Origin of the sequence: Streptomyces atratus (assembly GCF_014648655.1) — a bacterium.
Taxonomy (GTDB): domain Bacteria; phylum Actinomycetota; class Actinomycetes; order Streptomycetales; family Streptomycetaceae; genus Streptomyces; species Streptomyces atratus.
The window spans coordinates 1-18,376 of record NZ_BMRN01000081.1 but is presented as its reverse complement, the minus strand read 5'-3'; the positions used below and the strand labels follow the sequence as shown (position 1 = coordinate 18,376).

The 18,376-nt window shown below is 68.0% G+C and carries 18 protein-coding genes and 3 pseudogenes; 5 read left to right on the top strand and 16 right to left on the bottom strand.

The genetic code is table 11. From position 1 onward, the window contains the following. Window positions 1-679 precede the first annotated feature (679 nt). A complete protein-coding gene (locus IEZ15_RS41405; RefSeq protein ID WP_189282130.1) occupies window positions 680-910 on the top strand; it encodes a hypothetical protein in 231 nt (76 codons plus the stop codon). Window positions 911-1,205: 295 nt separating this feature from the next. Here IEZ15_RS41405 and IEZ15_RS41400 read toward each other — a convergent pair whose 3' ends face one another. The 4 genes and pseudogenes from IEZ15_RS41400 to IEZ15_RS47820 all read right to left on the bottom strand — a co-directional run bounded on the left by IEZ15_RS41400 (window position 1,206) and on the right by IEZ15_RS47820 (window position 3,383). Next, entirely contained in the window at window positions 1,206-1,730 is a 525-nt protein-coding gene (locus tag IEZ15_RS41400; RefSeq protein ID WP_189282129.1) for an AAA family ATPase, read from the bottom strand. 90 nt (window positions 1,731-1,820) lie between these two features. After that, the gene (locus IEZ15_RS41395) at window positions 1,821-2,336 is read right to left on the bottom strand and encodes a hypothetical protein (protein WP_189282128.1); all 516 of its coding nucleotides are present in this window, start codon (window positions 2,334-2,336) and stop codon (window positions 1,821-1,823) included. Then, window positions 2,333-2,953, bottom strand: a pseudogene (locus IEZ15_RS41390) (IS256 family transposase); the annotation flags it as partial. The pseudogene IEZ15_RS41390 and the gene IEZ15_RS41395, both read right to left, overlap by 4 nt. Further along, a complete protein-coding gene (locus tag IEZ15_RS47820) occupies window positions 2,949-3,383 on the bottom strand; it encodes a winged helix-turn-helix domain-containing protein (RefSeq protein ID WP_506355109.1) in 435 nt (144 codons plus the stop codon). The gene IEZ15_RS47820 and the pseudogene IEZ15_RS41390, both read right to left, overlap by 5 nt. A gap of 747 nt (window positions 3,384-4,130) precedes the next feature. Between IEZ15_RS47820 and IEZ15_RS41380 the strand changes: the two genes are divergently transcribed. After that, window positions 4,131-4,634 (top strand): hypothetical protein, encoded by a 504-nt coding sequence (locus tag IEZ15_RS41380; protein WP_189282126.1) that lies wholly within the window; start codon window positions 4,131-4,133, stop codon window positions 4,632-4,634. 363 nt (window positions 4,635-4,997) lie between these two features. On the opposite strand, the gene IEZ15_RS41375 is transcribed toward IEZ15_RS41380, so the two are convergent. Beyond that, window positions 4,998-5,366, bottom strand: coding sequence for an ArsR/SmtB family transcription factor (locus IEZ15_RS41375; protein WP_189282132.1), 369 nt, complete (start codon window positions 5,364-5,366; stop codon window positions 4,998-5,000). A gap of 544 nt (window positions 5,367-5,910) precedes the next feature. Between IEZ15_RS41375 and IEZ15_RS41370 the strand changes: the two genes are divergently transcribed. Further along, the gene (locus IEZ15_RS41370; RefSeq protein WP_189282125.1) at window positions 5,911-6,117 is read left to right on the top strand and encodes a hypothetical protein; all 207 of its coding nucleotides are present in this window, start codon (window positions 5,911-5,913) and stop codon (window positions 6,115-6,117) included. 92 nt (window positions 6,118-6,209) lie between these two features. Here IEZ15_RS41370 and IEZ15_RS41365 read toward each other — a convergent pair whose 3' ends face one another. The 7 genes and pseudogenes from IEZ15_RS41365 to IEZ15_RS41335 form a co-directional block, all read right to left on the bottom strand. Next, the gene (locus IEZ15_RS41365) at window positions 6,210-6,572 is read right to left on the bottom strand and encodes a zinc ribbon domain-containing protein YjdM (RefSeq protein WP_189282124.1); all 363 of its coding nucleotides are present in this window, start codon (window positions 6,570-6,572) and stop codon (window positions 6,210-6,212) included. Window positions 6,573-6,661: 89 nt separating this feature from the next. After that, entirely contained in the window at window positions 6,662-7,021 is a 360-nt protein-coding gene (locus IEZ15_RS41360; RefSeq protein ID WP_189282123.1) for an STAS domain-containing protein, read from the bottom strand. A gap of 19 nt (window positions 7,022-7,040) precedes the next feature. Beyond that, a complete protein-coding gene (locus tag IEZ15_RS41355) occupies window positions 7,041-7,466 on the bottom strand; it encodes an ATP-binding protein (protein WP_189282122.1) in 426 nt (141 codons plus the stop codon). Beyond that, window positions 7,463-7,879 carry a pyridoxamine 5'-phosphate oxidase family protein gene (locus IEZ15_RS41350; RefSeq protein ID WP_189282121.1) on the bottom strand — a complete coding sequence of 139 codons (417 nt, stop codon included), beginning with the start codon at window positions 7,877-7,879 and terminating at the stop codon, window positions 7,463-7,465. Before IEZ15_RS41350 ends, IEZ15_RS41355 begins: the two co-directional genes overlap by 4 nt. After that, window positions 7,876-9,519: a SulP family inorganic anion transporter gene (locus IEZ15_RS41345; RefSeq protein WP_373302750.1), complete on the bottom strand. Its 1,644-nt coding sequence runs from the start codon at window positions 9,517-9,519 to the stop codon at window positions 7,876-7,878. Before IEZ15_RS41345 ends, IEZ15_RS41350 begins: the two co-directional genes overlap by 4 nt. 68 nt (window positions 9,520-9,587) lie before the next feature. After that, on the bottom strand, window positions 9,588-9,929 hold the full coding sequence (locus IEZ15_RS41340; RefSeq protein ID WP_189282119.1) for an ArsR/SmtB family transcription factor: 342 nt from the start codon (window positions 9,927-9,929) through the stop codon (window positions 9,588-9,590). A 465-nt stretch (window positions 9,930-10,394) separates the two neighbouring features. Then, a pseudogene (locus IEZ15_RS41335) lies at window positions 10,395-11,105 on the bottom strand (IS6 family transposase). A 206-nt stretch (window positions 11,106-11,311) separates the two neighbouring features. Between IEZ15_RS41335 and IEZ15_RS41330 the strand changes: the two are divergent. Continuing rightward, window positions 11,312-13,381 carry a PA14 domain-containing protein gene (locus IEZ15_RS41330; RefSeq protein ID WP_189282118.1) on the top strand — a complete coding sequence of 690 codons (2,070 nt, stop codon included), beginning with the start codon at window positions 11,312-11,314 and terminating at the stop codon, window positions 13,379-13,381. A 211-nt stretch (window positions 13,382-13,592) separates the two neighbouring features. On the opposite strand, the gene IEZ15_RS41325 is transcribed toward IEZ15_RS41330, so the two are convergent. Then, window positions 13,593-14,750, bottom strand: a complete 1,158-nt coding sequence (locus IEZ15_RS41325; protein WP_373302749.1) for a transposase — start codon at window positions 14,748-14,750, stop codon at window positions 13,593-13,595. Next, window positions 14,656-15,369: a hypothetical protein gene (locus IEZ15_RS41320; RefSeq protein ID WP_189282117.1), complete on the bottom strand. Its 714-nt coding sequence runs from the start codon at window positions 15,367-15,369 to the stop codon at window positions 14,656-14,658. The genes IEZ15_RS41325 and IEZ15_RS41320 overlap by 95 nt, the downstream gene beginning before the upstream one ends. A gap of 461 nt (window positions 15,370-15,830) precedes the next feature. Here IEZ15_RS41320 and IEZ15_RS41315 point away from each other — a divergent pair, with 461 nt between their 5' ends. Further along, entirely contained in the window at window positions 15,831-17,165 is a 1,335-nt protein-coding gene (locus tag IEZ15_RS41315) for a PP2C family protein-serine/threonine phosphatase (RefSeq protein WP_229846502.1), read from the top strand. A 270-nt stretch (window positions 17,166-17,435) separates the two neighbouring features. On the opposite strand, the pseudogene IEZ15_RS47815 reads toward IEZ15_RS41315, so the two are convergent. Both IEZ15_RS47815 and IEZ15_RS45995 read right to left on the bottom strand, forming a co-directional pair. Beyond that, window positions 17,436-17,880, bottom strand: a pseudogene (locus IEZ15_RS47815) (DUF8825 domain-containing protein). 41 nt (window positions 17,881-17,921) lie between these two features. Continuing rightward, window positions 17,922-18,092, bottom strand: coding sequence for a PhzF family phenazine biosynthesis protein (locus IEZ15_RS45995; RefSeq protein WP_229846503.1), 171 nt, complete (start codon window positions 18,090-18,092; stop codon window positions 17,922-17,924). Window positions 18,093-18,376 lie beyond the last annotated feature (284 nt).

Here is an 18,376-nt window from a genome sequence, read left to right as displayed (position 1 = left end):
CCCGGAACTCAGGCGAGTACTTCGATGTCCCCAACGGGAACTCCTGTCCTATGGATCTTCACGATCCAATGATCAGGGTGTCCACGATCAAGGGGAAACGCCCGCGTGTGTGCCTGGACGGGTGACGATCCCGACTGGACCAGCGGAAGCAGCGCTTGCAGCTGGGCGCGGGGCACCCGGGTGCAGTCCGCGTTCAACAACGGCCTCTCCGGATCCCCTGTGGCCGCGTACACCGCCACGAGCTTCAACGGGACGAGAGCGTTCTGCCTGGTGAAGGGCAGGAGGATCAATCTCGGTGGGGTGGGGACCTACCTGCGTTCTCACACCTGGAAATGCTGAACAGCAAGGGGGAGTTTGAGTCGCGCTGACACTCCCTCACCCAGCTTCCCGGCTCGCCAGGTTCGCTTCCCGGCGAGCCGGGAAGTGGCAGTGACGCCTTGCCAGGGCGACGGCACCTGGACGAAGACTTCGCCGGCTGACGACGCTCTGCGCACCGTGGCCGTGGAGAAGGCCGGCCTTCAGTCGTGGCGGGCCCGGTTCACCCTTTTCGGTGATCACCCACCGAAAGGCCCCCGCCCCGCGACAGGCGCGCCGATGATCGGCGGGTGGTGATCACCCAGTCCCATTTCCGCAACCGTCACGCAGTCCGAGCAGCGCTGGCCATCGCCTTCTTTGGTACGTGGGGCAGAAGCATTACTCGGGTTCGTACTGGTCGAGTACGCAGTCGGATTATGTGATCTACGAGTCACGACTGGAGCTGGCGCGGCTGTTGTATGCCGACTCCGACTCCGACTCGGATGTGACCGCGATCGTGGCCCGGCCCCTCTTGCTGAGAGCCGAAGTGGACGGTGCGCCGCACCGGCACATCCCGGACTACCTGCCAGACAACTGTCCCCGGCAGCACGCCTGAACTTACGTCTTCGACACCGTCCACGACCCACTCGCGCCGGCCTGATCCCCCCGACCACCCCGCCCGTCAGGGCCCGAACGGAACGAAACCCACGGTCATCTGCGACGGACTGCCCGGAACCCAGGCGTCGAGGGCTGCCGCAGCGACCGTCGTCACCCGGGTCGCCCATCGGGCGTTTTGATCGCTCCGCAGAGCTACGCGACTTCTCCGGATAGGCGACACCAGGGTGGCCACCGTCGGGTACGCCGCCCACCTTCCTGCATGCTGGTCAACGCGTGTCGGGCGGAAGCAAGCTTCAGCCCTTGACAGCCTCCGCGATCTGCAGAGCAGCCTGGGCGGGCGTGAGGTGTGTGGTGTCGACGACCTCGGCCTCGCCGTGCAGCCACGTGCGGGCCGCCTCGGCGTAGGGCTCAAGGTATTTGAGACGGAACGGAGAGTTGGGGCCAAGAACGGTGTCGCCCGCGATCCGCCCGCGGAGGGTGTCCTGGTCGGCATGGAGGACGAAGTGCCGTACTGGAATGCCATGCTGGGCAAGGCCCGAGCTGATCTCGCGCCAGTACTGCTCGACCAGAACAGTCATGGGCATCACCAGAGTGCCGCCGGTGTAGTCGAGTACGCGTCGGGCGGTCTCGACGACGAGCGGCCGCCACGGCGGCCAGTGCTGGAAATTGTCTGTCTCGGGCAGACCTGGCGTGATGTCCATGAGTGTCTCGCCGACCTTCTCGGCGTCGAACACCCGTGAATCCGGAATCAGCCGCTGCACGAGTGCACTGGTCGTCGTCTTGCCTGCGCCGTGGGTGCCGTTGAGCCATACGATCATGGGCCCGACGCTAGCGGTGTGCGGACCGCAGGTTGGTGCCGAGCACGTCACAGAACGGGCACGGCAGAAGACCGATGCGTCTTCGGCGTCTCATCGGGGCCCGTCATCGGGAGGAATAGTCAAGACCTGTGGTTCAAGTCGGTCGCGGTGGTGTCGCTGACGCAGTCGGCGACTGACGTCAGCGCGGACACGTCGGGTTCTTCCGGCCTCGGCGAGCAGGGTGAGGACGGCGACCGAGGGCAGGGTCTCGACGGCCTTGCGCTGGAACCGGTCGGATCCAGTAGTGACTTCCTCCGAGCCCCACGGCTCGCCCACGGTGATGGACCGCAGCAGGGCCCATACGCGCAGACGGCGGGCCAGGAACTTCCGCTCCGCGCTGATCTCGGCCATCGCACGGGTCCAGGCGGTGAACCCCTCGTCGGCCAGCAGCTGTGACGCACGACGGTCGAGGCGGCGGACGATGGCCGACTGCGCCATCGTCGTGTCCGAGTCGCGCAAGATTCTGGTCACCAGGTCGGCTTCGTCTTCGACACGGACGACGGCCGGCTCGTGCAGGTAGCGGGCGAATCGCTGGTGCTGGTCCTCGGCGCCGTTGAGGCCCTTCACGCGGCGGCCTCCTCGGGGCGCTCGACCAGATGGCCGCGTTCAAAACGGGCGCCGACCAGCACCAGCGCCACGAGATGGGGTGCGTTGACCGCGCGCCAGTGGGCCTGCGCGGATTCGATCAGTTTGAAGACCATGGCGAGGGCGGCTCCCCGGCTGCCGGCGCCCTTGGTGACCTCCGTCCGCAACCGGACCGTGGCGAAGGTCGACTCGATCGGATTTGTGGTGCGCAGATGGATCCAGCGCTCGGCGGGGAAGTCGAAGAGCGCCAGCAGCTCGTCCTCGTCGTCCGTGACCCGCTTGACGACTTTGGGGTATTTCGCCTGGCAGGCCCGCTCGAAGGCGCGGACGGCCCTGGCCGCGCGCTCCTTGTCCTCGGCGTTGTAGATCTCCTGGATCGCGCGCTTGGCCGCGGGCTGGGCCGACTTCGGCAGCGCGTCCAAAACGTTGGCCGTTATGTGAACCCAGCACCTTTGATGGCGGGCGTCGGGGAACACCTCTTTCAGGGCGTTCCGGAAGCCGAGTGCGCCGTCGCCGACGGCCAGGACCGGGGCCCGCATGCCTCGGCGAGCGCAGTCCCGCAGCAGCCCGGCCCATGCCTCTGTTCGGCGGTTCTCACCCGGCGCTGTTGAGCATGCTGACGCCAACTGGGGTCGTGGTGTGGAGGGCAGTGGTGTGGTGACGGGTGGTGCTGGTCAGGCCAGCCGTACGTAGAACGGTTGCATGCTGGCTGGCACTGGCGAGAGAGATACCAGCGCGGCGGGCGATTTCGGTGGTGGTGCAGCCCGGATGGTGGGCGATGGTCCACAGTACGACGGCCCGGGTGTGGCCCAGCAGTGCGGTCAGGGAGTCAGGTAGGGGGCTGAGGGTTTGTGCGGTGTCGATGGGAGGCAGGTAGAGGTCGGTGTCACGGAGACCAACGGGATAAGTGAGCCATGGCTGAGGTTCAGCTGTTTCGTCCAGCGCGGGGTATACAGCCCCGAATACCGACGGGATCAGAAGCAGGCCACGTCCGGAGAGATAGATGTTGCCGCTGTTGCCAGAGGCCATCGTGAGTTCCAGAACGGGCGGCTCCCACCGTATGTAGCGGGGGTTGAGTCCGGACAGCAAGGCGTGCAGTCCGCCATGTGCGACCTGGCGTCTGCGCATCACCTGGTCCGCATCGGCGAGAGCATCGATCCGCTGCTGGTAGGGGGCGATGACGTGCTGGTGGGCGTGGGCTGCGGCATCGGCCAACTCCAGCAACAGTTCCTTGTCGCCTCCGAGCGAGCGTGTCCAGGCGGGCACGGGACGCTGATGGCTGCGGCTGATCCAGATCTCCATGTCCTGGCGGATACGGGAGGCGGGTGTGGCCCGGATTCGGTCCAGTGCTTCCTCGATGCAGTCAGCTGTCGTATGGCTGAGAAAGTCGATTGTCCAGCCCGTTGGCGGGATCAGATCGGCCAGCTGTCTCACCCTCGGCGACAGACGGCGCAGAGATTCCCGGCGCCAGCCCTCGAACCGGGTCGGATGACTGCGTTCCTGCAATAGCCGCAGCGCGATGTCCAGTTCCAACATGGGGCGTGGTCTCTCCGCTAACCGGGTGCAGACCAGGTCCTTGGCTGTGAAGTGGATACGTAGCGGCGGCATGGCACAGAGCATGTCCGAGATGTCGTTCTTCAGGCCAGGCCAAATCACGTCGATCGTCAATCAGCAGGCCAGCCATTCTCACTGTCGGGCACCGACAGGACCGGCGCCATGGGGCGCTCGTCGGCCTCGGTGTTCACACCTCCTCTCATCTCGAAGGGAAGATTCATCATGAGTACACGCAGGCGTGCCGAGCTCGTCATCGCGGCCGTCATGTGCGGTGTGGCTGTCGCCTCCGGGGCAACCGCAACGGCCTCCGAGGCTCCCGCGTCACATTCGGCTTCGAACGCTGTCACGCAGCAGGCGGTACCGTCCCAGGGCTCCGCAGACGAGGCGAAAGGGGCGAACACTGCGCGGGCGGCCGCCCACCGTCAGTGGGGACCGAGCTGGATCTCGGGCTCGTACCTCAACAGCCATGGCAAGAAGTGGGTGTCCCAGCCCTACCGGTCGAAGGGCAAGTGGGCGGGCGCGTTCGTGAGGTGCTACAACAACCGGGCAAAGATGCGAGTGCGCATCCTGAACATCGATGCCGGACGGTACATCGCGGACAAGACGGAGTGGTGCAACCGTGACGCGAGCATCAAGGCCTGGACCAATAATTTCCAGCGCCAAGACCGCCTTAAGATCATCCTCCTGGGCAACCAGGGCTCCTACGTGTCGGCCTACTACAAGTAGGTGAGCACAACGGCGCCGGGCCGGGAAGCCATATGCCCGTGTGCGGGAGACCGAGCACCACTCGGCGTATCCCGATCAGATGACTGACGGACAGCGACGCTGATGCGGAACGGTCAGACGACTCGTTGAGCGGCGGCCGCCTTACCCACCTGGTCAAATCCGTTGAGTGGGGCGGCCGTCGCAGCTGTCGCGGTGAGGCCGGGGCTACACCAGGCGACTCACGTACCCCTGGCCTCCCCGTAGCGGAGCGGTCGGCCACGCCGGGCCCGGCCGTATGAACGAACACGCGCCCACCTGGGCACATTCCCCGGGCGGGCGCCATGGTTGTTCCGTCAGGACGGCCGCCGATCGCAGGGGGGCGGTTTAGGACGACCTGCGCCGCCGGGTTGGAGGCGTGGTGTCGGGTTCGGCGGCCTTGAGGTCGGCCAACAGTTCGGCCTGGCCCGTCAGTACACCGGACAAAATGCTTCGTGCGACCCGCAGGAGCTCCGCCACCTGGGGATTGACCAGCGAGTAGTAGACGGCCGAGCCCTCCCGGCGGGGGACGACGAGGTTGGCCCGGCGCAGGACGGCCAGCTGCTGGGAGAGGTGGGCCGCCTCCACGCCGACCTCGGTCAGCATCTCGGAGACCGCGTGCTCCCGCTCGCTGAGAAGTTCCAGCACCCTGATCCGTACCGGGTGACCGAGGGTTTTGAAGAATTCCGCCTTCAGCTGGTACAGCGGCGCGCTCACCGCACCCACCCCGTGCAGATGAGGGCCGCCGGGGTGCCGGACGGCCGTTGTCGTGCGTGCACCGTGCATCGCGTCCACCCAAAACTCTTCGTCATAGGGACATCCTCGCGCCCTCACACATACATGACGACCGTGGAAATTAATAAGATTAGCAATTATGAAAGCCGTGAGAGGAGGTCAGGTGCGTATGCCACGGCTGCTTGGCTCCAACGGAGCCCTTGTGACGTGCCCGCCCTGCCGTCTCGAGTGCCTGTCGGCGAGGACGGCGACTGCCCGCGCTGCGGGTCACGACCACCTGGCGTGTGCGGGCATCCTGAGCGGAAGCACGGGATCGGCTATCCGCACGGCCCGTGTCGTCAAGCCCATCGGCAGTACGCACTGACCAGCAGAACAAAGGTATCCGTGAGCTTCAACCGGCACTGCGTGGACCGGCGCGGCGCGGGAGTGATCCGTCTGGACGGCTACCTCGGCGCAGACCGCACCGCCCGCTTCACCGGTGCGGTCGACTGGGGGCTGGTCCGTTGCAAGGGCTCTGGCGTGCTGGATGTCAGCGGGCTGCTTCTGGAGCCCAGAGGGCGAAGCCGCAGTCCTGGAGTTCGCCCGTCGCGTGGCGGGCGGGCCTCAACTGCTCGCTCTCTGCGGCATCGGCACCCTGCCCGTGCGAACCCTGGCGGCCGACCATCTGACACCGCTGACCGTGGACAGCGACCTGGACACGGCGCTGGGCGCACTGGGCGCGGCCCGCGGGTAGGAACTCGATCCCCTGGTGTGCGCAGGGTCCCGTCCTCCGCCGAGGACGGGACCCTGCGCATGTCGTTCGTCCCTGATGGGCCGAAGTGCGGGTCAGGCTTTCTTGACCACGCTGGACTTGAGCTGCATGGGGCCGAACCTGTCGATCTTGCAGTCGATGTCGTGGCCGTCCACACCGTCCACGAGACGGATGTTGCGCACCTTGGTGCCGGCCTTGATCCCGCTCGGGCTGCCCTTGACCTTCAGGGCCTTGATCACGGTGACTGTGTCGCCGTCGGCGAGCACGTTGCCGACCGCGTCCCTGATCGTCCCGTCCTCGCGGTCATCCGCAGGTCCGGCGGACGTGGGCGACCACTCGTGGCCGCACTCGGGGCAGATCAGGAGCGCGCCCATCTCGTAGGTGTACGCGCTGGAACATTCGAGGCACGGCGGTAGTGCCTCGGTTGCATCGCTCATGGTGTTTCCTTGCCTTATTCGTTCCTGTGCAGCTCTTGCATCAGGCGTTATGTCGCCGCGGTGCGCTCTTCGGGCCACGCGTCGCTGCATCACTGCCGCTGCCCACCGACCATCGCCCGGTGGGCAGTGAGCGCTGAGGTCAGGTCGCAGTGCACGGGGATCGGCGGATGGGTGCCGTCCGGGACGAGGGAGCCGTCGGCAGGGATTGCGGCGGGTTCCAGGCGCCGTCCCTCCTGCGCGAGCTGGCGGGCTGCCCGGGCCACGGCCATCTGCCCGCCGACGGACCAGCCGCGCAGTTCGGTCAGGTCGAGGATGACCGGTCCGGTGCCCCGGGCCAGGACCCAGCCGATCGCTCCGGTGAACCGGGCGACCGCCTCGGGTCCCAGGTGCCCGGCCAGGGAGATAACGCCCAGGTCGGGGTGGACGGTGCAGTGCCACTCCATGGTCATCGGCTGCTGTCTCGGTCTTTCACAGAGGGAGGGTGATCCAGATGCTTTTTCCCTTGCCGTCCGCGTCGCCCCGGATTACGGCGGTGCCGCCCAGGCCAAGGGTGAGTTCCATGACGGTGCCCAGCCCGCTGGCACCTGTTCCGGTGACCGCTGAGAAAAGCCGGGGCTGGTAGGGGTGACGGTCGTGGACGGCGAATACGAACGTGTCCTGTCCGGCCGCGTAGATCACGGTGACGTTCGGGGAGAGCGCGGCGGCGTGCTGGACGCTATTGGTCACCAGCTCGGACAGGATCAGCAGTGCCGGGTTCACGGTGGGATGCCGTCGGTTGATGCCCCACTCGGCAAGGATCTGTTCGGTGGTCTCACGGGCGATCCGCACCGCCGAACCCATCGTGGGCAGGGTCAGCACATGTCGCAGGGGCAGGGTTTCGAGCCGGGCGTTCACCGGACGGCCTCGGCGTGGGCCAGGCGGAACCCGGTCACCGTCTGCGGGCGGATTCGTACCAGGGTGTCGTGCGGGCCGTGCGCCAAGCTGGGCGGGGTGCGGTGGTAGTGGGCGGCCTCGTGCGGATCGGTGATGATCTCGGCCGGTCCCGTGGCGGTCACGGTCCAGCTGATCCCGCCCACCGTCTTGATCTCGTCCGCGTGATGGCTGAGCGACGGCCGGCAGGCCGGGGCGGTGGCCTGCGCGGGCGTACGCACGATCAGACGTCCGTACTCAAGGATATGGATGGCCGGGCGGACCACGGGGATCTCGCGCCGGACGTACACCGGGTGCTCCTGGGCGGCGCCTTCGAGCAGCCACAGCGCGTCGCTGCGGGGCATCTCGGTCAAGGGGCGGGAGAGGGGGGTGGTCATTGGGAAGCCTCTTGGATGACAGGGACACCGGGCAAGAGCCCGGCCTGGTGCAGGTGGGCGCGGGCCCCGGCGATGGCCTCCGGCGTGGTGGCGTACTCCCGGCCCTCCAGACGCAGCAGGTCCAGCGCACCGACCGATTCGAGGGCGCGCCGCTGGCCGGGGCGTACCCCGGAGGTCATCACGGCGATGCCGCGCCGGTTCAGCTTTTGCACGGCGTCCTTGAGGACCAGGGCGCCGGTGGCGTCCACCGTGGTGACCCGCGACATTCGCAGGATCACCACGCGGACGTCGGCGACCTCGGAGAGCTCTAGGAGGAAGCGGTGGGCGCCGGCGAAGAACAGCGGCCCGTCGATGCGGTAGGCGACGATGTGCTCGGCGAGCAGCGCGTGTTCTTCTTCGCTGTGCTCGCCGGGCAGGTCGGCTGTGAAGCCGACCTGGTCCATCCGGGCCTGGTTGGCGACCGCCCGCAGCGCCAGGGTGCCCGCGACGACCAGGCCGATGATGACCGCGTGGACGAGATCGAGAGCAAGCGTGGCAACGGCGGTCAGCACCAACACGATCGCGTCCGAGCGGGTCGCGCGGGCCATCGCCCGCAGCGCACCGACCTCCACCATCCGGATCGCGGTCGCCAACAGCACCCCGGCCAGCGCAGCCAGCGGGATCTTGGAGACGAGCGGGGCGGCGGCGAAAACGATGACCGCGAGGACGGCGGCGTGGGTGAGGGCGGCGAGGCGGGATCCCGCGCCGGTGCGGACGTTGACGGCGGTACGGGCGATCGCCGCGGTGGCGGGGACGCCGCCGAACAAGGGGGCGGCCAGGTTCGCGATGCCCTGCCCGAACAGTTCCTTGTCCGGGTCGTGCTTCTGCCCCACCGTCATCCCGTCCGCGACGGTCGCCGACAGCAGCGACTCCAACGCGGCCAGCGCGGCGACTGCGACGGCCGGGGCGAGCAGCGAGCCCAGCGCGGACAGGTCGAGGAAGGCCAGCGACGGCGCGGGCAGCCCGGACGGCAGGTCGCCGATCGGGGCGGCCGAGTCCAGGTGGAAGAGCTGGGCGGCGAGCGTTGCGGCGACGACCCCGACGATCGAGAACGGGATGGTGGGGCGCCACCGGGCGCCGAGCAGCATCACGGCCGCCACGGCGAGGGCTAGGGCGAGCGCGGTCCAGTTCGGGGTGCGTACGAACTCCTTGACGGCCCGCCAGGTCACCACCAGGACCTTGTCGCCTTCCGGCTTGGTCACACCGAGCGCGTTGGGAACCTGCTGGAGACCGATGACGCAGGCGATGCCGAGGGTGAAGCCCTCCACCACCGGGGCCGGGATGTAGCGCATGTACCGGCCGGCCCCGAGCAAAGCGAGCGCCATCAGCAGAACACCGGCCATCAGCCCGACGGTCAGCACCCCACCCGGCCCGTACCGGGCGACGATCGGCACCAGGACGACCGTCATTGCCCCGGTCGGCCCGGAGACTTGGAGGTTGGAGCCGCCGAACAGCGCGGCGAGCGCGCCGGCGACCACGGCGGTGGCCAGTCCGGCCTCGGCGCCGAGCCCGGAGGAGACACCGAAGCCGAGCGCGAGCGGCAGCGCGACGATCGCGACGGTGAGGCCGGCGAGCAGATCGCGGCGCGGGTTGCGGCCCATGACAGCGAAATCGGCGCGGGCGGGCAGCAGCGACCGCACCCGGTCCAAGGAGCGGGCAAGGAACGTCCTCACCGTGCCGAGACCTCGGCTCCCCGCAACTCGGCCAGGAGCTCGCTCTGCCCGGCCAGCATCTCCGTCAGAATCCGCCGCGCGGCCCGCATCAACTCCGCGACATCCCCGCCGGCCAGCTCGTACACCACGGTCGAGCCCTCACGGGCCGAGGTCACGATGCCCGAGCGGCGCAGCACGGCCAGTTGCTGGGACAGCGAGGAGGGTTCCACCTCGATCGCCGAGAGCAGGTCGCGTACCGGCATCGGCCCGCCCTGCAGCAGCTCCAGTACGCGTATGCGGACCGGGTGCCCGAGCATCCGGAAGAACTCGGCCTTGGCCTGATGCAGCGGAACCGGCACGGTCGCGGACTCCCTTCACCACCCCGATACCTCGAGGTGTCATCTGGTGCCGTGCCCGCGGCTACCTGCGGACACGGCCAACACAGCATGTAACGAATTGCAGAATTTCGCAATTCGTAGATTTGTGGAGAGCTCGGCTGCGCGGGGAGGAGGTGGGCCGCCGGTGTCGCAGCGCGCCGAGGGCACGCAGCCGCCCGGACCACGGCGCAACGAGCAGACGCCCGGCGCTGCCCTTGAATCGTGGAGTCAGGGGGATGGCTCAGGTGCCGGGCGTCACGGGAGTCGGTGATGCGAGCGACATGCGTGTCTGCGGGTCGGGTAGGACCCGATCGCTTGCGATTCGGCGGATTATCGACAGGAGGTCGACGAGGACCGGTGTGGGCTTGCGACGGTGCTGTCACATTGTTGGGTGTGTGCCCGGCCGAGGGGTGCCAGGGTGTGGTGGGGCCGGTCCCGGGTCCTGGTTCAGGCCGCGGCGGGCAGGCCGATGCTCTGGGCGACGTGGTCCCGGACGGTGAAGCGGACGATCATCTCGAAGTGGTGTTCGGCGGCGCTGCGGAGATGTCGTCGGGGTCGGAAGTGGGGGAGATGCCGCTGAACGCGGACAGGAACCGTTGGGCGGCGCCGGGTGAGCGGAAGTACTTCATGGCGCGTTCGCGTTGCCTGGTGGCCTGATGGCTGTTCTCGGCCCGGTTGTTCAGGCCCTTGTGGGAGCGATGCCCGACCGAGGGCATGAGCTCGCGGTGGGCGGCGCCGTAGGAGCGGAGCTTGTCGGTGATCACGACGCGCGGCACCCGGTACTGCTTCTTCATCAGCTTGGCCAGGAATCTCCTGGCGGCCTTCGCGTCGCGCTTGGACTGCACCAGGACGTCCAGGACGTTGCCGTGCTGGTCGATGTCCCGCCACAGGTACTGCCGCACCCCGTTGATCTTGACGAAGACCTCGTCGAAGTGCCATTTTGTCCCCGGCCGCGGGCCGGCGGCGGCGCAACCCGTCGGCGTAGGCCTGGCCGGACTTCAGGCACCAGCGGCGTACCGTCTCGTGGGAGACGGTCACCCCGCGCCGGAGCATCAGCTCCTCCACCTCACGGAACGACAGCGGGAAGCGGAAGTACAGCCACACGCATGGGGAGATGATGTCCACCGGGTACCGGTTCCCCCTGTACGACGGCGACATGGTCGATACGAACAACCCTCCCCACCGTGATCAACCCGGAGATCGTCCCACGCCATCAGCCAACGTGACAGCGCCCCTCACTGCCTTTCCAGAGGGTGGCACAGGTCGTGGGCCACCGTGCACCAGCTCAGCGCCGATGGTGGCCGCCGGGTGTCCGTGCGGTCCGGCGGTACAACCGTCTCCACTCCTCGCGAGTCATGATCTTCATGAACCCAGCCAGACGCACGACCACCGCGGCCGCGACCGCCGTCGTGCTCGCCACCGCCGGCGGCCTGCTCACCGTGACCACGGTGCCCGCCTCCGCCGCGACCACCTGCACCTCCCCGGTGTTCAAGCGGCAGTTCTACGCGAACACCAAGTTCTCCGGTACGCCGAAGAAGACCGACTGCGACTCGGCCGTCGACCAGAGCTGGAGCGGCGCCCCCGTGACCGGCCTCCCGAGGGACAACTTCGGCGTCCGCTGGAGCGTGACCCGCGACTTCGGCTCCGGCGGCCCCTTCTCCTTCAGCGCCTCGGGGCTGGACGGCATCCGGGTCCATCTCGACGGCGTCCGCAAGATCGACCTCTGGAAGAACGTCTCGACGACCGTCTCCAGGAGCGTCAACGTCACCATCCCCTCCGGCAAGCACACCCTCCGCGTCGACTACGTCAACTGGACCGGCAGCGCCAAGGTCAAGTTCACGTACGCCCCGCGCACCGCCGCCACCGTCGACAAGGTCAAGCCGTTGGTGCCGACCGGGACTTTGGTGTCGTACGACCAGGCCACCGGCAAGACGAAGCTCACCTGGGCGAAGAACAAGGAGATGGACCTCGCCGGATACCGGATCTACCGACGTGGCAAGGGCGGCTCCTTCCCCGGCAAGCCGCTGGCGACGACCACTTCCACGTCGTACACCGACACCACCCTCCCGAAGTCGGGCGCGACCTTCTACTACGAGGTCCGCGCCTACGACAAGGCGGGCAACGAGTCCACCGGCACCGCCGACCAGGGCGTCACCACGGTGGACCGGCTGGCGCCGACCGTCCGTGATCTGAAGGTCCTCAGCGAGACCTCCCTGGAGGGGGTGAGCCTCTGGTGGATGTCCGACGAGGGGGCGCTGAAGTACAAGCTGCTGAGGTCAGGTTCGCCCGACGGGCCGTTCACGGTGGCCACGAGCAATCTGAGCAACTCGGCGACCGATGAAACCGCCCCGTACGGGGAGACCTCCTACTACAAGGTCGCGGCGACCGACCCGGCGGGCAACACCGGGTACTCATCGGTGGTGTCGTTCGCCCGGCCGCTCGCCGTGCCCTACTTCAGCAGGTCGCAGAACCGACCGGAGGACGGTGGCGGCGTCGACCTGTCCTGGCAGATGTCGCCGTACGCACCGACGGAGTTCCGGGTCCACCGCGAGGAGCGCCGCTTCGACGACGCGACCGGCACGTTCGACGTCGTCGACTCCCGGGTGGTGCCCTGCGCCCCAACACTCACCGACACCGCCTACGGCACACGCCATACGTACGTCTGCACCGACACCACGGTCACCCCGAGCCCGTCCGAGAGCTTCTACGTGTACTGGGTGACCACCGTCGACGCGCTCGGGCGGGAGTCGAGGCCGTCCGCTGCCCACTCGCTCTCCTACCGTGACGGCACCGCCCCGCCGGCCGTCACCGGGTTCACGGCCACCGCCACCGAGTACGGCACGGTCCTGGACTGGGAGGACAGCCCGGCCGCCGACCTCGCCCAGTACAGCGTATTCCGGAAGAGCACGAAGGACGACGGCACCGAGTACACCTGGGTGGGGCAGACCAAACCGGGAACGACCCGGTTCGTCGACACGGAGAACCTCCAGGACGGCGAGAACCACACGTACTTCGTGGACGCGTTGGACACCTCGGGCAACTCCGTCCACAACTCGGCCGGCGACCCCTACGAGACGGCGCACACCACCGTTACCGAGTACGACCTGAGGCCCACCGCAGAGACGCCGGCCGACTGGCTGGTCTCCGTCAAGGCCAAGGCCGATCCCGCCGCCGGCACGGTCCAGCTCGACTGGGACCTGTCCTCCGCGTACAACCGGACGGACATCACCGGATACCGGGTCTACCGCTGGAACCCGGCCACCGCCGCGTACGAGCCGCTGACCGCGGACCCGGTCACCGGCCTGTCGTACACCGACACCACGGCCACCGCCGGCACCACGCACTTCTACTGGGTGACGGCGCTCCACGCCGACGGCACCGAATCCGCCCCCGGCGACGCCTGGGCCGCCCTGGCTCCTCAGCAGCCCGAGTAGGCACTACGAAGGGGCCCGGAGAGAGAGCGGTTTCTAGGAGTCGTCTCAACACGTGGTTGTGTTGATCAGGCTGCGAGCAGTTCATGCAGGCGCTCGGCTGGGGTTTCCCAGCCGAGCGTTTTGCGTGGGCGGCCGTTGAGTTCGGCGGCGACGGCGGCCATGTCCAGGATGCGTGTTTCTGATCTGGGGTTGCGGCTGTGACCTGTGCTGATCAGTTGGAGCGTGCTTTGCTGGGCAGGTTCTGACTGTGGCGTGATGAGGCTTGTCGGGGATGTGAGGCCGTGTGAGCTGGTGGTTGGTCAGGTTGATGGCTTCGTTCATCTCTGGGAACAGCGTTTGTCGATGGGGTGCAAAGGCAGTTGGTCATCAACCGGCTCGTGAATGTCGACGAGAGATGACGGCACGTGTCCGGTCCCAGTGGAGGCTGGACGATCTCACGAACCTGGCGATCGGTAGGTTGTGCCGTCGAACGTTGACCGTTCTCGAAGCGGGCGCCGTTGCGGACCAGGGCGACCAGGTGGGGTGCGGTGATCGCCCGCCAGCGTTCCTGGGCGGACTCGACAAGCTTGAAGACCATGGCGATCGAGTCGACCTTCTCCACGGTGAAACTCCGCACCAGGTCACCCGCGGCGCCGGCAGCCCGGCCTGGTGCGGGGGCCTTCCACAACCCCATCGCGCCGTCGCCGACGACCAGCTCCGGACCGCGCAGCCCGCGGCGACGGCAGTCCCGCAGCAGGTCAGCCCAGGACTCGGCCGACTCCCGCAGGCCCTCGGCGATCGCGATCAGTTCCTTGGTGCCGTCCACGCGCATGCCCATGAGGACCAGAACGCAGGAATGGGCCTGCCCGAGCCGGACCTTGGGGTGCACGCCGTAGGCCCACACGTGGACGTAGTCGCTGACCGACAGGTCACGCTCCTGGAACGCAGTGTGATCCTCTCGCCACTGCTTGGTCAACCTGGTCACCGTGGCCGACGACAGCCCCGCGCTGGAACCGAGGAACTGCCCCAGCGCGAGCACGAAGTCCCCACTGGACAGGCCATGGAGATGGGGCAGGGGCAGCACCTCGCTGATCTCCGGAGACTTCCGGCACCACGACGCCGGGATCTGCGAGGAGAACCGCTGCCGCTGACCGGTGGCCCCCTCCACGCGGCGGTCGTTGACGCGGGGCGCGCGGACCTCGACCGGCCCGGCGGCCGTCGTCACCGTCTGCTCGCGGTGGTGGCCGTTACGGACCACCAGGCGCCGGCCCCGCTCGTCACGCGGGTCGGCCAGCTCAGCCATGTACTGGTTGACCTCGGCCTCCAACGCGGCAGTCAGTATCCGGCGGCCACGCCGGTAGAGCACCCGGACGGCGTCGCCTAATGGCAGAGCGTCCCCTACGGGGTTGGATCGCTATCGCTTCGCGGGGTGATCGGGTGGGCCGGTGCCAGTTGCGGTGGCGGCCGGCCTCGGCCTGGTAGTTCGACATCTTCCGTTTGACCGCTCGCGGTTGGCTGCGTAGTCGTCGTGGTGGCAGGAGGTGCTCGGTCACCTCGGACCGGAAGTGGTGCCAGGCCCGGAGCAGGTGCTCAGGGGAAAAGATGCCCGGCAGGATGGTGACGCTTCGGCGGGCGGCCCGCAGGGCGGTGGTGAAGGAGAGCCGGTCGCAGTCGACCGGCCGGGGATGGTCGGCTGCCGCCTCAGCCATCAGCGCCCTTAGGGCGTGGTGCACCAGTAGGTGGGCGTAGAGCTCCTGCTGGATGCCGGTGGGTGTCCTGCCGGCCAGGACCACGGTCGTGGCGCCGCGCTGGTGGGTCTTGATCTCGTCCAGGACGCTCTCGCATTCCCAGCGTTGGGGGTGGAGCGCGGCCAGGGCGGTGGCCGGGGCCCTGACGGGGTCCAGGATGGTGGTCAGTACCACGTACTGGTCCTGGCCCGGGCGCCCGGGGTCGTCCAGGCGGTAGCGGATCACGCGCACCGGTATCGGCTGCCGCAGGCGTCGGCGCATTCAGGAACCACCATCCATCTCCTTACGCCGGAGCCGGCCGTGTCCCCCTTCGGCGCCCTGTTCGGCCGGGACACCTTCCAAGGCCAGCAGATCGAACGCGCCGCCTACGGCGACGGCGACGCAGTGAAGCAGTTCGTGCGGAGCCAGCCCGGCCTGGGCTCGATGAGCCACTTCCTCGCCACCATCAAGTGGGGTCCTCGCACTCGCTCTCCAGCAACTCGGCCAGAAACTCCGCGTAGGAGGCGTGCTCCCGCAGGGCCTGGACGGCGGACTCTTCCCAGCGACCTCGAACGGGGACGCGGGGCTTGCTCTCTACGACGGGCGAAGCGTCCTTGACAGCTTAAAGGGAAGAAATAGAAGAAAATAACCCATAGAAAACATTTAGGCTATGGGCGGCGAGTTGTGCGCTGGTCGCGCTGATACCCACCTTTTGTTCAGACCCGACGAAGGAGCCTGCTGCTGTGGATGGTGAAGAAGAGCATGACCATGCCAGTACCGAGCTGCCGCCTATGCCGCTGCACGGCGACCTGCTTCGGATCGGCGAGCAGCTAAAAGATCTGAGTCAGGCACAACAGAAATTGCAGACGCTGCTGGCGGCGATGTTGTCGGTCAGCCGTGATCTGGATCTGGGGCGGGTGTTGCGGCGGATCGTGACCAGCGCGATGGAACTGGTCGGCGCTCACTACGGTGCGATCGGCGTGCTGAGCGAGGACGGCGGCAGGCTGTCGATGTTCATCCCCGAGGGCCTTACCGCGCAAGAACGCGCAGACTTGGCGGGGGTGGATCTCCCGCAGGGCCGCGGGCTTCTCGGCTACCTGATCGAACACCCCAATCCCCTGCGAGTCGGTGACATCCCGCACCACCGGGCCTCGGCCGGCTTCCCGCGCGGCCACCCGCAGATGAAGACGCTGCTGGGCGTAGCCATCACCGTGCAAGGCCGCATCTACGGAAACCTCTATCTTGCGGACAGGGGCGACGGCCTTCCTTTCGACTCCCGCGACGAGGACATCATCGTGGCCCTGGCAGGAGCGGCGGCCGTGGCCATCGAGAACGCCCGCCAGTACGAGCACGTCCGCTCCGACTCCGAGGAGTTCCAAAGATTGCTACTGCCGGAGGTGTCGGACAGGCCGCCGTTCCGAATCGCCGCGGTCTACCGGCCGGCGTCCGAGCCCAACCAACTCGGCGGAGACTGGTACGACGCGCTGGCCACCGCCGACGACACCTGCTACCTGGCCATCGGTGACGTCTGCGGGCACGACATGGTCGCCGCCGCGTCCATGTCCCAGACCCGCAGCATGCTCCGCGCCCTGCTCCACACCCGGCTCCACCGCCCCAGCCGTGTCCTGACCCAGCTCGACCTGACCCTGCACGCCATCCCCCGCTACCTGGTGACGACCGCACTCGTAGCCCGCGTATATCGCCACCACAACGCCTGGGCTCTGCAGTGGAGCAACGCCGGGCACCCCCCACCGCTGCTCCTGGCACCCGGTCGCCCGGCACAGTACCTCGACCGCGACCCTGGCCTACCCCTCGGCGTTGACCTCCGCCTTCCCCGCCACGACCACTCCCAAGACCTCCCCCCTGGATCCACCATCGTTCTCTACACCGACGGACTGGTCGAACACCACCAGCGCTCCCTGACCGACGGCCTGCGCACCCTCGCCGACATCGCCACCGCACACGCCGACCAGTACCCCGCACAACTGTGTGAGACGCTTGCCGACCAGCACCCAGGTGACGGACACGACGACATCGCAGTCCTCGCCCTCCGCGTCCCCAACGGGCACCATTCGTGACCACCCGCAACGATGACCGCAGTCCGGGATGAGTCGCGTGGACGGAACCACTGCGCAGGAAGCGGTCTGGACACCGCCCCCGGCGAGCTGCGCTCCTGATACGGCTCTCAGCTCGCGGTCCTGGCCCGCTGGTGGCCCTCCAGCAAGACGGCCGTTCCTAGGTCTCCAGCTCCCGGATCCGGCTCCGGACCTGACGCAGTTGCCACTCCAGCCACTGCTCCAGCGTCCGGTTCTTGTCCAGGTCGGATATCCCGTCAGGGCCGGGCACGGCTAGGCCTCGCCGTCGGGCTGCTCGTGGGCGTGCTTCAGCGCCATCCGTGCCTCCACCACACCCCCGTCGAGCGTCGACCGGAACGGGTGCGTCGACACCTCGATACTCAGCCGGCGCAGCTCATCCTGGAAGCGCCGGACTATCCGTAGTCTGCTCCTCCGTGTACCCGGGGGAGTCGTCCATGTGGGACCGGTAGGAGGAGTGGAGCCGCTTGTCGCCCTCCCACCCAGGCATCGGCTCGGCCGACCACGGGAGGGTTTTGGCGTACTCCTCGTACGCGGCGCGGGTCTGATGGAGGGCGAGCTGGGCGTCGCGCAGGTCGTGCGGGGAATCGAAAGCGGGGCTGTTCTCGGGCGAGGGCGAGGACCTCCTTGGCGGTGGCCAACTGGAGCACGGCCCAGCCGGATCCGTTGTCGGCCCACTGGTGGGCCACGACCTGGTCACGCGTGATGGCGAATGCGGCGACGATCTGGTTCAGATAGGCGTCATCGAGCGCGCCGTCGCGGACCCGCGGCGAGAGACGGACTGCCCTTGCCGCGGCGCACGGTGACCAGGCCGGCGGCGCACTCCTGCAGGACACGGTCGGCCTGTTGCGGCGTGCCGCCGTCCAGCCAGGCGCGTGCGGAGTCGAGGGTGGGGTGGCCGGCGAACGGCAGTTCACCCTGGGGCCTGAAGATGCGCAGCCGGTAGTCCGCCTCCGGGACGGCGGGGCAGTACGAACGTGGTCTCGGACAGGTTCGTCCAGCGCGCCAGGCGCTGCGTGTCCACCCCGCGCGGCCTGACAGCCCTGCCCACCCCGCCCACCAGGGCAGCGACCGGAACAGAACCGTGGAAAGGCTGGGCAGACAGTGAGGATGTCAGTGGCTTCTCCGAGGGGTCTGACTCATGGGCAGACGGACGTCGTCGGACTGTCTTGCGCTGGATCCGTCGATCCACTCGG

Coding starts and splice junctions, on each gene's coding strand:
- IEZ15_RS41400 (WP_189282129.1), bottom strand. CDS start 1,730: ATGATCGTATGGCTCAACGGCACCCACGGCGCAGGCAAGACGACGACC.
- IEZ15_RS41360 (WP_189282123.1), bottom strand. CDS start 7,021: ATGACCATGGAGTGGCACTGCACCGTCCACCCCGACCTGGGCGTTATC.
- IEZ15_RS41350 (WP_189282121.1), bottom strand. CDS start 7,879: ATGACCACCCCCCTCTCCCGCCCCTTGACCGAGATGCCCCGCAGCGAC.
- IEZ15_RS41380 (WP_189282126.1), top strand. CDS start 4,131: ATGAGTACACGCAGGCGTGCCGAGCTCGTCATCGCGGCCGTCATGTGC.
- IEZ15_RS41320 (WP_189282117.1), bottom strand. CDS start 15,369: ATGCGCCGACGCCTGCGGCAGCCGATACCGGTGCGCGTGATCCGCTAC.
- IEZ15_RS47820 (WP_506355109.1), bottom strand. CDS start 3,383: ATGGCCTCTGGCAACAGCGGCAACATCTATCTCTCCGGACGTGGCCTG.
- IEZ15_RS41370 (WP_189282125.1), top strand. CDS start 5,911: ATGTCAGCGGGCTGCTTCTGGAGCCCAGAGGGCGAAGCCGCAGTCCTG.
- IEZ15_RS41345 (WP_373302750.1), bottom strand. CDS start 9,519: ATGGGCCGCAACCCGCGCCGCGATCTGCTCGCCGGCCTCACCGTCGCG.
- IEZ15_RS41365 (WP_189282124.1), bottom strand. CDS start 6,572: ATGAGCGATGCAACCGAGGCACTACCGCCGTGCCTCGAATGTTCCAGC.
- IEZ15_RS41330 (WP_189282118.1), top strand. CDS start 11,312: ATGAACCCAGCCAGACGCACGACCACCGCGGCCGCGACCGCCGTCGTG.